Annotated in this window: 14 protein-coding genes and 2 pseudogenes; 11 read left to right on the top strand and 5 right to left on the bottom strand. The window is 67.8% G+C overall.

The genetic code is table 11. From position 1 onward, the window contains the following. Positions 1 to 184: 184 nt before the first annotated feature. Both GA0070624_RS00805 and GA0070624_RS33735 read left to right on the top strand, forming a co-directional pair. On the top strand, positions 185 to 1270 hold the full coding sequence (locus tag GA0070624_RS00805) for an acyltransferase family protein (RefSeq protein ID WP_091335707.1): 1086 nt from the start codon (positions 185 to 187) through the stop codon (positions 1268 to 1270). A 218-nt stretch (positions 1271 to 1488) separates the two neighbouring features. Next, a complete protein-coding gene (locus GA0070624_RS33735; RefSeq protein WP_141714913.1) occupies positions 1489 to 1776 on the top strand; it encodes a hypothetical protein in 288 nt (95 codons plus the stop codon). Between the two features lie 705 nt (positions 1777 to 2481). On the opposite strand, the gene GA0070624_RS00800 is transcribed toward GA0070624_RS33735, so the two are convergent. The 3 genes from GA0070624_RS00800 to GA0070624_RS00790 form a co-directional block, all read right to left on the bottom strand. Further along, positions 2482 to 2703, bottom strand: a complete 222-nt coding sequence (locus tag GA0070624_RS00800) for a helix-turn-helix domain-containing protein (protein ID WP_010981499.1) — start codon at positions 2701 to 2703, stop codon at positions 2482 to 2484. Next, positions 2703 to 3188 (bottom strand): DUF2975 domain-containing protein, encoded by a 486-nt coding sequence (locus GA0070624_RS00795; RefSeq protein ID WP_091335706.1) that lies wholly within the window; start codon positions 3186 to 3188, stop codon positions 2703 to 2705. Before GA0070624_RS00795 ends, GA0070624_RS00800 begins: the two co-directional genes overlap by 1 nt. 266 nt (positions 3189 to 3454) lie before the next feature. Beyond that, positions 3455 to 4009 carry a hypothetical protein gene (locus GA0070624_RS00790; RefSeq protein ID WP_141714912.1) on the bottom strand — a complete coding sequence of 185 codons (555 nt, stop codon included), beginning with the start codon at positions 4007 to 4009 and terminating at the stop codon, positions 3455 to 3457. 182 nt (positions 4010 to 4191) lie between these two features. Between GA0070624_RS00790 and GA0070624_RS00785 the strand changes: the two genes are divergently transcribed. From GA0070624_RS00785 to GA0070624_RS00770, 5 genes and pseudogenes are all read left to right on the top strand, one after another. Further along, positions 4192 to 4887, top strand: coding sequence for a TIGR04222 domain-containing membrane protein (locus GA0070624_RS00785; protein WP_176731544.1), 696 nt, complete (start codon positions 4192 to 4194; stop codon positions 4885 to 4887). Positions 4888 to 5408: 521 nt separating this feature from the next. After that, positions 5409 to 6605 carry an epoxide hydrolase family protein gene (locus GA0070624_RS00780; RefSeq protein WP_091347874.1) on the top strand — a complete coding sequence of 399 codons (1197 nt, stop codon included), beginning with the start codon at positions 5409 to 5411 and terminating at the stop codon, positions 6603 to 6605. 318 nt (positions 6606 to 6923) lie between these two features. Next, complete coding sequence (locus tag GA0070624_RS33730; RefSeq protein WP_141714911.1) at positions 6924 to 7391, top strand: hypothetical protein; 468 nt, start codon at positions 6924 to 6926, stop codon at positions 7389 to 7391. A gap of 33 nt (positions 7392 to 7424) precedes the next feature. Further along, positions 7425 to 8045: pseudogene (locus tag GA0070624_RS36690) on the top strand (MFS transporter); the annotation flags it as partial. A gap of 70 nt (positions 8046 to 8115) precedes the next feature. Beyond that, positions 8116 to 8700, top strand: a complete 585-nt coding sequence (locus GA0070624_RS00770) for an MFS transporter (RefSeq protein WP_176731543.1) — start codon at positions 8116 to 8118, stop codon at positions 8698 to 8700. Positions 8701 to 9081: 381 nt separating this feature from the next. On the opposite strand, the gene GA0070624_RS00765 is transcribed toward GA0070624_RS00770, so the two are convergent. Together GA0070624_RS00765 and GA0070624_RS34515 are read right to left on the bottom strand one after the other, a co-directional pair. Beyond that, positions 9082 to 9552: an ArsI/CadI family heavy metal resistance metalloenzyme gene (locus GA0070624_RS00765; protein WP_091335699.1), complete on the bottom strand. Its 471-nt coding sequence runs from the start codon at positions 9550 to 9552 to the stop codon at positions 9082 to 9084. Between the two features lie 19 nt (positions 9553 to 9571). Then, on the bottom strand, positions 9572 to 9721 hold the full coding sequence (locus GA0070624_RS34515; protein WP_176731542.1) for a hypothetical protein: 150 nt from the start codon (positions 9719 to 9721) through the stop codon (positions 9572 to 9574). Positions 9722 to 9800: 79 nt separating this feature from the next. On the opposite strand from GA0070624_RS34515, the gene GA0070624_RS00760 reads away from it, so the two are divergent. The 4 genes and pseudogenes from GA0070624_RS00760 to GA0070624_RS00745 all read left to right on the top strand — a co-directional run bounded on the left by GA0070624_RS00760 (position 9801) and on the right by GA0070624_RS00745 (position 11843). After that, entirely contained in the window at positions 9801 to 10175 is a 375-nt protein-coding gene (locus GA0070624_RS00760; protein ID WP_091335697.1) for an ArsR/SmtB family transcription factor, read from the top strand. After that, positions 10172 to 10906, top strand: a pseudogene (locus GA0070624_RS00755) (aquaporin); the annotation flags it as partial. The gene GA0070624_RS00760 and the pseudogene GA0070624_RS00755, both read left to right, overlap by 4 nt. After that, positions 10906 to 11421: a GNAT family N-acetyltransferase gene (locus GA0070624_RS00750; protein ID WP_091335695.1), complete on the top strand. Its 516-nt coding sequence runs from the start codon at positions 10906 to 10908 to the stop codon at positions 11419 to 11421. The pseudogene GA0070624_RS00755 and the gene GA0070624_RS00750, both read left to right, overlap by 1 nt. A gap of 14 nt (positions 11422 to 11435) precedes the next feature. Next, on the top strand, positions 11436 to 11843 hold the full coding sequence (locus GA0070624_RS00745; RefSeq protein ID WP_091335694.1) for an arsenate reductase ArsC: 408 nt from the start codon (positions 11436 to 11438) through the stop codon (positions 11841 to 11843). Positions 11844 to 12358 lie beyond the last annotated feature (515 nt).

Genomic DNA, 12358 nt, shown 5'->3' with positions numbered 1-12358 from the left:
GGCAGGTAGGGTGATGCGCTCCCTGTAGAGCTGGTGTCGCAGACGACTCACCCGGGCGGGCGGGCGCGGCGCCCCTGCGCCGGTCCTGCCAGGCTGCCTGCGCGTACAGTGCTTTGCGGGCGGCCTTTGGTGATCTTGCTCACCCCAGCTGGATCGGGTATCGGCCGACCGGCAGCCTGGCCGGGTGTCAACCACGGTGATGCCTGAGAGCCCTGCGGTCGCTGTCGCGCCCATCAGGCGCGACCCGTACATCGACAACGTCAAAGGGCTGTTGATCGTCCTGGTCGTGCTCGGCCACATGCTGGGTCAGACGGTCGGCTCCTCGCCAGCCGGCAAGACGATCTACACCTTCATCTACCTGTGCCACATGCCGGCCTTCGTCATGCTTTCGGGGATGCTCTCGGCAGCCGAACTCACCGGCCGTCGCGCGGCGTCGCTGATCCGGGATCTGCTCGTGCCGTACGTGGTATTTCAGCTGCTTTACATGAGCTTCTACACGGTGATGGACAAGCCGATGCACTGGACGGTCAACGAGTTCCTCTCCCCGATTTATCACCTGTGGTTCCTGCCCGCTCTGTTCATCTGGCGGATGCTCGCTCCGCTCTTCGCCCAACTTCGTGGAGCGGTCGTCATCGCGATCGTGGTGTCCCTCTCCGCCGGAGCCGCCACGGTGCTCGGCCGCGCCCTGGCATTGGACCGGGTGGCAGGAATGCTGCCGTTCTTCGTCCTGGGTGTCTGGCTCGGTCGCGGCAGGCTCGCGTACCGCCCATCTCCCCGTGTGCGGCTAACCGCGATCGCCGTGCTCACCGCTGCCGCGCCGATTTCCTATCTGGTCGCCTCGCGCCTGTCGGGCCTCTGGGTGTACTGGAACCGCGCTTACCAGCAGCTCGGGGTGGGGGTGACCGAAGGCGTCCTGATCCGGCTTGGACTGATGGCCGTCGGGTTGGCGATGACATGGGCGATCATGATGCTCGCTCCGCGCCGCCAGACGTTCCTCACGGGTTGGGGAACCAACTCCATGTACCCGTATCTGCTGCACGTGTTCGTCGTCATGGCCTTCGCTTGGTCACCCCTCGTCAACCGGGTCGACAACATCCCAGCCTTGCTGGTGCTCATCGCCGCGGTCGTTGCGCTGGTCTGGCTCACCGCCAGCCGGCCCGTGGTGTGGGCGTTGCGTCCGCTGGTCAGCCCTCCGGTCCGCTGGCTGCTCAGGGACGTCGTCCCAGCGACGAACCATCAGTCCACGGCGGGCCGGGGCCGGCTGCGGTGACTTTCGTTACTACTTCCAGTGGTCCGGAAGCGACATCCGCCCGCGCTGGTCCTCCCGCCCGTGCTGGTCGCCACCGCCGCTGGCCTCGTCCTGACCGGGATCGCCGTATCCGACGCAGCCCGCGCCCGAGGACGCCCACCCGAGCCCCCTCACCACCTGGCTAGCCAGAAATTGTCGCCCACGTCCCGAGACTGCTCTAACGGACGTCCTGAGATGACATGCCGGCAGCCGTACTGATCGAACGTTTGTTCGACGAGCGTGCCGGTGGTGGAGGTACGTGGCCGCTGGTCGAACGAGTCGTGGGGTCGCATGGCTCGGCGGGACATCTGGTTGGTCTCCGACGGTCGGCTCTGGCGGTGTTCCGGACCCATCAGGACGGCGTCGTCTTCGGTTTGATCGATGAGTCCGGCGGTCGGGCCGGCGATGGTAGCCGCGTCGACTGGGTCGAGCTGTACCCAGATCGCCTCGGCTTTCACGAGCCATGGGACGGGCTCTACGACACCTGACGTGAGCGGAGCGTCGCGGAGTCTGGCATCGCCAGCAAGAGGCTTTCCACTGTCTGCTGTCTACTCTCAGACGCTGTGGGCACGCAGGTGGTCAGCGAAGGACCTGGTGAAGCTTTCTAGGGCAGCCTGTACCCCTCACCGACGGGGATAGCGGCCACGCTCACCGCCGCTTAGTGTGCGGCCATGATCTTGGAGTCTTCGCTCGCTGCTGCGTCGTCGCCGGGCTCCCCTCTCGGGGACCTGCTGTCCTCCGTGGCCGTGTGGATCATCGGTCTGATAGTCCTGTACGTAGTGATACGTCTGGCCGTTCGTCACGGAATCCAAGACGCGGACCGCCGTCGGCCCTCACGGCCACCTCAGGGACAAGGTCGAATCTGACTCGTAGCTTGGGAATTGGACAAGATCGGGTCATCCTGCCGGGTTAGCCGCTGGTCGGTTCGGTCCTGGACGGCCTGGCTTGGCCCCTGGTGGCACCCGCTTGTGGCCCATGGATGGCCCGGCAGCTTCGACTGCCGTTGACGGAAGTGGCTCAGCGACGGTTACGAGATCGACGCGTCGACCAGGACGGTGCGGTGCAGGTCAACCCGAATCCACCCAACGGGGTCGGGACGGTGCTGCGGGTGATCGGCGATCCACTCCATGCGGTCCACGTGCCGTGTCACGGGCCGGTGGTGCCAGGCGTTTTCACGCCCGCCCTGGGGCACGTCATCCGCCCGCGGCGTCCTCGGCCTCCCAGCGCAGCAGGTCGCCCGGCTGGCACTTGAGCACCTCGCAGAGCGCGGCGAGCGTCGCGAAGCGCACCGCCTTGGCGCGGCCGTTCTTGAGTACCGCCAGGTTGGCGGGCGTGATCCCTACGCGGTCCGCGAGCTCGCCCACGGACATCTTCCGCCTGGCCAGCATCACGTCGATGTCGACGGCGATCGGCATCAGATCACCTCGTCCAACTCGGCCTGCATCTGCGCCGCTTCGACGTCGCGCGCGACGGCCTGGGCGAGCAGCATCCGCAGCACGAGCACGATGAGCGCGACCCCCAGGATGGCCACGCCAACCCCGCCCATGATGACGGTGACGCCCGGGTCGGCCCGCTGGCCCGGCGCATTGAGGACCGTGACCGCGAACCACACGAGGGCAGCCGCCACGATCGCGCCGATCACGACGTCCACGTACCGGAAGGCGGCGTGGGAGAACACGGTTCCGCGTCGCACCATCGTCACCAGCCGCCATACGCAGACCAGGGCGACCTGGACCGACACCATGCCCAGGATCGTGATCACGCGCAGCGGGGTCAGCGGGAGCGACCCGTCCTCCGGGTCGGTGGCCAACGCCCACACCATCAATGCCTGTACGAACACGGTGCCGGCGAGCACCACCACGAGCACGGCGCGCAGCGCACGCACTGTCAGCTTTCCCATGGCCCATCCTTCCATCGAGTTGCGATGAGAATCTATCGAACTTCGATAGGCCGAGCAAGAGCTGGGACGGAGGGTGGGCGGGCGGTTTCGCACCGTGACATCCGATCACCGCATCTAGCCGGGCCGAGAGCAAGAGTCCACCACCGACCAGGAGGCTGCCCAGGACGACCGCCACGACGACCCGCAGCCGCCGTCCGTCGAAACCGGTCACCGACGTGGCCTCCAAGCTGCGGCAAGCCGACCAGCAGGAACTGGGCAGGCGCCAGCTAGTGGTCGTTGAGCATGAACAAGAGCGTCTGGTGCTCGACATCGAGGAACGCGACCCGCCACCGCGGCGACGGCGCGGTTTCGTTGTACGACCTGCTGTGCAGCCACCGCGACTCGCTCGGCAGGAACGGCACCAGGGCAGGCCACACGTCCGCGGGGCTACTGTCATGGGGAAGTTCATCCAGGTTGACAGATGTCCACGGTGCGAAGTCGTATCGCTTCGCCAACGCCTGCGCGTCCTCCGGTCGCAGCTTGACCACGCCCTGGTACGCCCGGTCGGTAGGGCCGGGCATTCTGGAACACGGGTTGCCCGAGGCGCGCAGCTGCCAGTGGATTTCTGGGTAATCGCCGAGGTCCGGCAACTCCTCCGGAGGATCCCACGGGTCGGTGCGGACCTTTGCCTCTGCGACCTGCACGGACTCCTGGCACGTGCGCGTCTTCGTCGGATCGTCGCCAATGAGCAGGAATCCGGCCGCAACGCACCCGACGACCGCCAGCAGCAGTGCAGCAGCCGCGCCGAATACAGCCACCAGCAGCGGCCTGCTCGTCTTCATGGTCACGAGGGTACGAGTCCTCGCCCACAACCATCGGGCCTCAGGACGTGCGTGACACATCGGTCTCAGGACCTGGTGACACTCCAGTGGGTGCTCACCATCGGCGACGCATGTGTTCTGTTCGCGTCAGTGGCGGGCTTCGCGGAAGCTGTAGCGTTGCGCGGGTGTCCGAGGCTGGGGGCATGGACAACGCCGAAACGCTTGCTGCCACCGAGATCGCCTGGCTACGCGGTGGTAACTGGGGGGCAGTGATGGCTGGTCTGGCCATGCTGCATACGCGCGGGGTCTTGGCACCGGGTGCCGGCAGAATCCGCCGGACGGGATCGCTTCCGCAGGATGCTGAGCCGCTGGAGCGGGCGCTGTACGCCGCCTTGTACGGCTCTATAGGGCCCAGGGAACTGGCCGGCCAGAAGCGGGTGCAGCGAGCACTTCGCGATGTGCGGCGGAGCCTGGTCGAGCGGGGACTCGTGCGGGCTACCAGCCGAAGGGTTCTGATGCCGGTCCTGCTGGTGGTGCTGCCCCCGGTGTTGCTTGCGAAGTTGGTGGCGCTAAGAGCGGTCGGTGTGACAGAGGGACTGGTGGCCGTCGTGGTTCTCGTGGGAATCGCCGTCTGGCTTCGGCCTCGCCGGACCGTTGCCGGGACTCGAGCGTTGGCTGCCGGCCGGGTTCGATACGGCGACCTCGTCGAGCGGTCCCAGCTGGAGCCCGTCGAGGTCGGCCTCGCGGTGGCACTTTTCGGCACCCCCGCGATTCTGGCGCTGATGCCGAGATTTGCCTGGGGCGCTGGTCTGCTCGACGGTGGCCGGTCGTCGAACCACTTCGATAGCCGCCTCGACTCGTCGCCATGGGGTGCAAACACCGACTCCTTCTGGAACTGACCAAACACCCCTAGACCCGATCTGTCAGGCAGGTCCCGACACCGATCTGTCACCCACGCCTGAGACCCGACACGCCGGCGGCCGGCCGGCAGCTCGGTGTCGGGTCTCAGGACCGCGCTCCCGGGTCTTTCTCGTGGAGTCCACGGGAGTCCAGCCCGATCCGGCGCTGCATGGCCCTCTACGACCCGGAAGCCGGGCTCGCCGGTCAGGTCCGCGTCGAGCCGCCATCCCAGCTGCAGCTGCGGCTCCTGCCGCCGACGTCGTCCGCGATGTACGTCGCGTCGCCCGCAGGCCGTGGCTGCGCAACAGGCCGACGGCCAGTTCCGCCTCAGTGCGGCTGGTGACGACCGTCACCGTGAACGGTGCACTCTCCGCGACAGAAGTCAGTAAGCCGGTCCGGGCCGGACCCAAGCGCGAAATCGCGTTCCGGTCCGCCGGTCGCCGGACCGGTGCGAGGATGGGCGCATGCCAGCCCCGCCGGCGCCCCGGCGCCGGTCGACCTGACCCGGCAGGTGGAGAACATGTCCAACGACAAGGAAATCGGTCCCTTCCGGCTCGACACGCCGGAAGAAGCGATCGCCGACCTGCGTCGCCGGATCGCAGCCACGCGCTGGCCCACCCGGGAGCTGGTCACCGATCGCTCCCAAGGTGTGCAGCTGGCGACGGTCCAGGAGCTGGCCCGCTACTGGACGACCGAGTACGACTGGCGCAAGTGCGAGGCCAGACTGAACGCGCTGCCGCAGTTCACAACCGAGATCGACGGGGTCGAGATCCACTTCATCCACGTCAGGTCGCGGCATGAGGACGCGTTGCCGCTGATCATGACGCATGGCTGGCCCGGCTCGGTCATCGAGCTGCTGCAGACCGTCGGCCCGCTGACCGACCCGACCGCTCACGGCGGCACCCCCGAGGACGCATTCCACTTGGTGCTGCCGTCCTTGCCTGGCTACGGCTTCTCGGGCGGGCCGACCGAGCTCGGCTGGGAGTCCGGCCGCATCGCACGGGCGTGGGCGGCGCTGATGGACCGCCTCGGCTACACGCGCTACGTCGCCCAAGGAGGCGACGTGGGCGCCAACGTCACGGACGCGATGGGTCGCCAAGGACCGGAGGGGCTGCTCGGCATCCACATCAACCTGCTATCCGGGGCGATCGCTCTCAAGGACCAACTGCCGACGGAGTCCGAGCAGGAACGCGCGGCGCTCGACGCTCTCAACACGTTCACGACGGACGGCTTCGGCTACTTCCTGGAGCAGTCCACCCGGCCGCAGACGATCGGCTACTCCCTGCTGGACTCACCCGTCGGGCTGGCGGCCTGGATGCTCGACCACGACACGGACAGTTACTACAAGATCTCCCGCGCGTTCGTCGACGGCGAGCCCGTGGGCAATCTCACCCGGGACACCATCGTCGACAACATCACGCTGTACTGGCTGACGGGCACCGGCGCCTCGGCCGCCCGGTGGTACTGGGAATTTGGACGGTTCCGGGCCGCAGCCGCTGCGTCCGGCCAGGCTCCTCCGCCGGTCTCGGTTCCGGTCGGCTTCACGACGTTCCCCGGCGAGCTCTGGGCTGCCCCGCGCAGCTGGGTCGAGACGGTCTACCCCGACCTCGCGTACTTCAACCAGGTCGACAAGGGTGGCCACTTCGCCGCCTGGGAGGAGCCGGAGCTCTTCTCCACCGAGGTGCGGGCCGCGTTCCGGTCGCTGCAGAAATCCTGAGCCCGCTCCGGTTCGCGCGTGACCCTCCTGGTCAGTGAGCCGCCGCACGGGTACGGGATCTGGCACCGTCACGGCCTGACCGCAACGACGCCGTAGGCCAGGCAAGGTTTACGGCGTGTCGGCAACACCGTGAACGTTCGTGCTCCCAGGGCTGGATTGCCCGCGCTCTGCTCGAGATGAAGCTGATGTCGAACTACAACTTCTGGGACGGCATCCTCGCGCAGACCCCCAGTACGCGATCTCCGAGGAGGTCCGGGTCGCCTTCTTCGTCGCGATCGCCTACACCGACGAGGAGATGGCCGAGAGCACATCAACAAGATGCACAAGGCTGCCCGGATCGCCAGCGAGCGGTACAAGATCAAGGTGCGGCCGATCGTGATCGACGCCCGGAAGAAGGACTCCGCCTCCAAGCTCAAGCCGCCGCAGGACAAACTCAATCGTGGAGAACGCCGAACGGCTCGACAAGATCAAGAACGCCCGACTGCGTGGGCCGATGCGATCCTGGCGATTGAATCCTTGACGAGCCGCCAGATACAGGAGTTGATCCGGCGGGAGGAGGAGAGCGTTACGGGTCGGTTCCCGGCTCCTGCTTGCATGTGTGCCGGCCGGGCGCCTGTGCATCCGCTGGGAGGAGAGGCGATGACATCCACGAAGCGTTCCTCGCCCTCGGCTGCGCCATCATCTGCTGACGCCGACTCCAACGCTAAACGTGGCGACGTTGCGGTGCGGACGCCTTACCCCCTCGATCTGCGTGCGGTTGGCCATAGTCTCGCAGCGGCGCGTTGACCTCAACTTTGGTTGAGCTATCAGGATCCGCCGGTGACCACGACACTGCCGCGCATATCGGCTGAGGGCGCCCCCAAGACTGCCGGTACGGGATATCTGGCCGGCCTATTCATCGATGCCCTGGGATCAGGGCTCTACCTGCCCCTCACGGTGCTCTTCTTTCACGAGGTGACCCGGTTGCCGGTGGCGACCATCGGGCTCGGTCTCACCATCGCGGCGGTCGCAGGGGTGGCCGCCAATCCGCTTGCCGGGGTCCTGTCTGACCGATTCGGAGCGCGGAAGATCATCATCGCCACCTATCTTGCGCGGGCGGCGGGATTCGCTTGTTATCCGCTGGTCGGCAGCTTCGGGGCGTTCGTCGCCGTCGCTGCGCTGGTCTCCGCCGGCGACCGTAGCTTCTACCCCGCCAACAGCGCGTACGTCGCGGATCTGGCGGAGGGCGCCGCCCGGGACCGGCTCTATGCGCTGGTACGCACCGGACGCAACGTCGGCTTCGGGCTCGGCGGGTTGTTCACTGCCGCCGCGATGCAGTTCCCCGAGGAGTCCGGATACCACCTGATCGCCGGCGCCAACGCGGCGAGCTTCCTGATCGCGGCGGCGCTGCTCGCCTTCACGGGGAAGGCCGGCCCGGCCCGCCCACCCGGTTCCGCGCGCCGATCGACAACGCCTGATCGGGATGTTCGCCGGGTACGGCCGAGTCTTCGCCGACCGGCCGTTCCGGCGGTTGGTCCTGGCCGAGCTTGCGTTCACCTTCGCCCACTGGGTTTTCCCGCTCGCGATACCCGTCTACGCCACGGTGGTGCTGCACGCGCCCGCAAGCCTGCTCGGCGTGCTGTTCACCATCAACGCCGTCCTCGTCGGCGTCGGCCAACTCCCGGTTCTACGTTGGCAACGCGCCGTACGCCGGACCCACGCCATGGCTCTCGCGGGCGTGGTGTTCATCGCCTCGTTCTGTGCCTTCGCATTTGCCGACATGCTGCCTGCCGGCGCCGGAGTGTCAGTCGGGCTCCTGGTCGCGACGCTGCTGTTCACCCTCGGCGAATTGCTCCACGCCACACCATCGGCCTCGCTCGGTGCCGGCGCGGCACCGCAGTCACACCGGGGCCGTTACCTCGCCGTCTACCAACTCACCTGGGCGGTCTCGGCGATCTTCGCGCCGGTCGGCGTCACCCAGGTCATCACGGTGAACCCGCAACTTCTCTGGCTGATCGTGGCCGTCATTGTCGCGGTGGCCAGCGTGACCGTGCTCAGGCTCGCCACCAGCCTGCCCACCGACGTGGTGTGGCCGGCGAAGGACGATGCCCGATGACTCCTCTCGCGACGCCATCCCGTATGCCGTCGACCCGCCCTCTGGGGAGCGGGGCCGCCGCCGGGTCGCTGGTGGAACCAGTCGTGGGGCCGAATGGCCCGGCGCCGATCAACGATGCGCTGGCCGGCTTTTTCAACGGAAGGCGATGGCGGGGCCACACCAATGCTTGTGCTTCAGGTCACAGCAGAGCACGTCACATCCACAGGGCTAGCTCGTCCTTGAAGCAAGGTGCAGAGACGGCCCCTGACCAGCGGAAATGCGGTCAGGGGCCGATCTTGTTTAGTCCCGTTGAGTCCGACTGTTGCCCACCGTCGCTCAGGGTTCGGGGGCGTATCGGGGGCTACGCACGGCCAGACTGCCGCCAGGCGGCACAGAAACTGTTCAGCAGCACTTTGACGCGGCTCCGCTGGTGGCGGGTTCCTTCTCGGCATCGGTTGGTTCGCCGCAGCGGCACTCGCCGTCGACGCTTCCCTTGGTGAGGGTGTCGGCGTCGGCCTTGACGGTGTAGACCTCCCACGGCTCGTTGCCGGGGCCGCGTACCCAGACCTTGTCCTGGAGCGCGTAGCAGCATTCGGTGTTGTTCTCCTCCAGGGTGATCAGACCGGCGTCGGTGAGCCGCTTGGTGGCGGCGTTGACCTCGTCGGTGCTGAACACCTCGACGCCCAGGTGGTCCATCACGGTGGGCTGCTCGGGCTCGCCTTCGAGGAGGACGAGCTTCAGGGGCGGGTTTTCGATGGCGAAGTTGGCGTAGCCGGGTCGGCGCTTGGCCGGCTCGACGCCGAACAGCTTCGCGTAGAAGGCCACGGAGCCTTCGAGGTCGGACACGCGCAGGGCGAGCTGGACGCGGGACATGGCATTCCTCCTGGCAGGTTCAGCGGATGTGGTTGGCCAGCGCAGTAGTGCGGGTGCGGTCGTAGCGGGCGTCGGCGCGGCAAGCCGCGGTGCACACCTGCCCGCAGGGCTCGCAGAGCGTCACGCCCTGGACGTGCGCGGTACGGCGGTGCCGGAACAGCTTGATCATCGCTTCGTCCTTGCCTAGATGCTTTTCGAAGCAGGGCCTTCAGGTTGCACCCTGCTTTGAGGCCTGTCAACCTAGAGATATGTCGAAACAAGCCCTGCCGGTGGTGGACCTGAACGCGGTCGCCTGCTGTTCCCCGATCGCGGTCCGCCCGATGGACGTGGATCAGGCAGCGGTGGTCGCGCCGATGTTCAAGGCCCTGGGCGATCCGATCCGGCTGCGGCTGATGTCGATGATCGCCTCGGTGCCGGAGATCTGCGTCTGCGACCTGACCCCGGCGTTCGACCTGTCCGGGCCGACCATCTCCCACCACTTGAAGGTTCTGCGGGAGGCGGGCCTGGTCGACTCGGAGCGTCGGGGCACGTGGGTGTGGTACCGGGCCAAGCCGGAGGCGTTCCGGCAGCTCGGCGCGCTGCTGGAAATCTCCGCGACCCCGGCCTCCGGCGGCACCGCGTGAGCCTCGCCCTCACCCGGCGGGCATCGGCGGAGTTCGCCGGCACCGCCCTCCTGGTCGCCGCCGTCGTCGGGTCCGGCATCGCCGCCACCCGGCTCTCGCCGCACGACGTCGGGCTCCAGCTCCTGGAGAACGCGCTCGCCACCGCCCTGGCGCTGGGCGCGCTGATCCTGACGTTCGGACCGGTGTCCGGCGCGCACTTCAACCCGATCGTCTCCGCCGTCGACTGGTGGCTCGGTCGACACGCGGGCACCGGCCTGACCGGACGGGACCTCGCCGCCTACTGCGTCGCGCAAGTGACCGGCGCGATCGCCGGCGCTGCGCTGGCCGATCTCATGTTCGGGTTGCCGGCCGTTGCGTGGTCGCACACCGACCGGACCGGGGGCAACCTGTGGCTGGCCGAGGTCGTGGCCACCGCCGGCCTGGTCGTCCTGGTCTTCGCCCTCGCTCGCAGCGGCCGAACCTCCGCCGCGCCCGCTGCCGTGGGCGCCTACCTCGGCGCTGCCTACTGGTTCACCTCGTCCACCTCATTCGCCAACCCCGCCGTCACCATCGGCCGGGCCTTCACCGACACCTTTGCCGGCATCGCCCCCACCTCGGTGCCGGGCTTCGTCGCCGCCCAGCTCGTCGGCGGCCTGGTCGCCATCACCGCGCTCGCCGCCTGGTACCCGCACGCCGAAGACGCCGCCCATGCCGTCGTCGTGCCCAAGCTGGCAGAGGAGACCGGACGCCGATGAATCCCACTGCCACCGCTGCTGGCGTCACGATCGTGGCCATGGGCGACCAGCACGCCGACGCCGTGTTGGACATCTACCGGCTCGGCATCGCCACCGGCAACGCCACCTTCGAAACCGAACCACCCACCTGGCACGACTTCACCGCCACCCGGCTGCCCGGCCACCGCTGGGTGGCCCTCGACCCCGCCGGTCCTGTCCTGGGCTGGGTGGCCTGCTCGGCCGTGTCGGACCGGTGCGCCTACGCCGGAGTCGTCGAACACTCCGTCTACGTCCACCCCGACGCCCGCGGCCGAGGAGTCGGCCACGCCCTGCTCGACGCGCTGATCGCCTCCACCGAGCAGGCGGGCATCTGGACCATCCAGTCCGGCATCTTCCCTGAGAACACCGCCAGCCTCGCCCTGCACGCCGCCTGCGGCTTCCGCACCGTCGGCACCCGCCAGCGCATCGGCCGCCACCACGGAACCTGGCGCGACGTGACCCTCATCGAACGCCGCAGCCCCACCGTCACCTGACAGAAAGACCATCGATGAGCGACAAGCCCAGCGTCCTGTTCGTCTGCGTCCACAACGCCGGCCGCTCTCAGATGGCCGACGGCTGGCTCCGCCACCTCACCGGCGACACGGTCGAGGTCCGCTCCGCCGGCTCCGAACCCGCCGACCAGATCAACCCGGTCGCCGTCGAAGCCATGCGCGAAGTCGGCATCGACATAACCGACAAGACCCCGGTCCGGCTCACCTGGGATGCGGCCGAAGCCAGCGACGTCATCGTCACCATGGGCTGCGGCGACGCCTGCCCCGTCTTCCCCGGCAAGCGCTACGAAGACTGGAAACTCACCGACCCCGCCGGCCAACCCCTCGACGTCGTCCGCCAGGTCCGCGACGACATCAAGACGCGGGTCCTCGCCCTGCTCGCTGACCTGCGACAGCACCAATAAGACCTCGGAGCCGTCGGCAACCCCTGCCTTGCAAAGGCGGCTCGATGCTTTGGCCGCTCGCCGATTGGTGTCGGCTAGTGGCGTTGGCGTTTGCGATCTTTCTGTCCTTTGCCAGCGGTTGTCGGTTGTTGTCGCGCGTCTCACTGACTTCTTGCTGACGGCGGACCCTCATGAGCCGCGGCTTGATCCCCTGAACCCTCCCGCATGCCAAAGCAGGACGGGACCCATCAGCAACAGCTGCAATCCGGCATGCCGGAATCCCGAAGGATGTAAGGGGTTCCGTGCTCCAGCGGTCGGGTTGCCGCACTTTGCTGCTGTACGGCGATACCGGCCGCGACGCCGGCTCATCGGGCGCCGAGCCCGAACCCCTTCATCCCTAACTCCGGGCAGCGGCTTCTCCTGTGATTCCGCCACGTCGTGGCCTCTTCCATCGATGCCGGTGAAGAGCTACCGTCACGCTGTGCGTTGCCGGGATTACCGCTCCCGGCTGCGCCGCAGGGTCCCACCAGGATTGA

The organism is Micromonospora rhizosphaerae (genome assembly GCF_900091465.1).
GTDB classification, from domain to species: domain Bacteria; phylum Actinomycetota; class Actinomycetes; order Mycobacteriales; family Micromonosporaceae; genus Micromonospora; species Micromonospora rhizosphaerae.
This window is presented reverse-complemented; position numbering and strand designations above follow the sequence as displayed.

Bases quoted from the DNA above. Each gene is read 5' to 3' on its own strand.
- GA0070624_RS00745 (WP_091335694.1), top strand. From the start codon at position 11,436: ATGAGCGACAAGCCCAGCGTCCTGTTCGTCTGCGTCCACAACGCCGGC.
- GA0070624_RS00760 (WP_091335697.1), top strand. From the start codon at position 9,801: ATGTCGAAACAAGCCCTGCCGGTGGTGGACCTGAACGCGGTCGCCTGC.
- GA0070624_RS00765 (WP_091335699.1), bottom strand. From the start codon at position 9,552: ATGTCCCGCGTCCAGCTCGCCCTGCGCGTGTCCGACCTCGAAGGCTCC.
- GA0070624_RS34515 (WP_176731542.1), bottom strand. From the start codon at position 9,721: ATGATCAAGCTGTTCCGGCACCGCCGTACCGCGCACGTCCAGGGCGTG.
- GA0070624_RS33735 (WP_141714913.1), top strand. From the start codon at position 1,489: ATGCCGGCAGCCGTACTGATCGAACGTTTGTTCGACGAGCGTGCCGGT.
- GA0070624_RS00750 (WP_091335695.1), top strand. From the start codon at position 10,906: ATGAATCCCACTGCCACCGCTGCTGGCGTCACGATCGTGGCCATGGGC.
- GA0070624_RS00795 (WP_091335706.1), bottom strand. From the start codon at position 3,188: ATGGGAAAGCTGACAGTGCGTGCGCTGCGCGCCGTGCTCGTGGTGGTG.
- GA0070624_RS00800 (WP_010981499.1), bottom strand. From the start codon at position 2,703: ATGCCGATCGCCGTCGACATCGACGTGATGCTGGCCAGGCGGAAGATG.
- GA0070624_RS33730 (WP_141714911.1), top strand. From the start codon at position 6,924: ATGCACAAGGCTGCCCGGATCGCCAGCGAGCGGTACAAGATCAAGGTG.
- GA0070624_RS00780 (WP_091347874.1), top strand. From the start codon at position 5,409: ATGTCCAACGACAAGGAAATCGGTCCCTTCCGGCTCGACACGCCGGAA.
- GA0070624_RS00790 (WP_141714912.1), bottom strand. From the start codon at position 4,009: ATGAAGACGAGCAGGCCGCTGCTGGTGGCTGTATTCGGCGCGGCTGCT.
- GA0070624_RS00785 (WP_176731544.1), top strand. From the start codon at position 4,192: ATGGACAACGCCGAAACGCTTGCTGCCACCGAGATCGCCTGGCTACGC.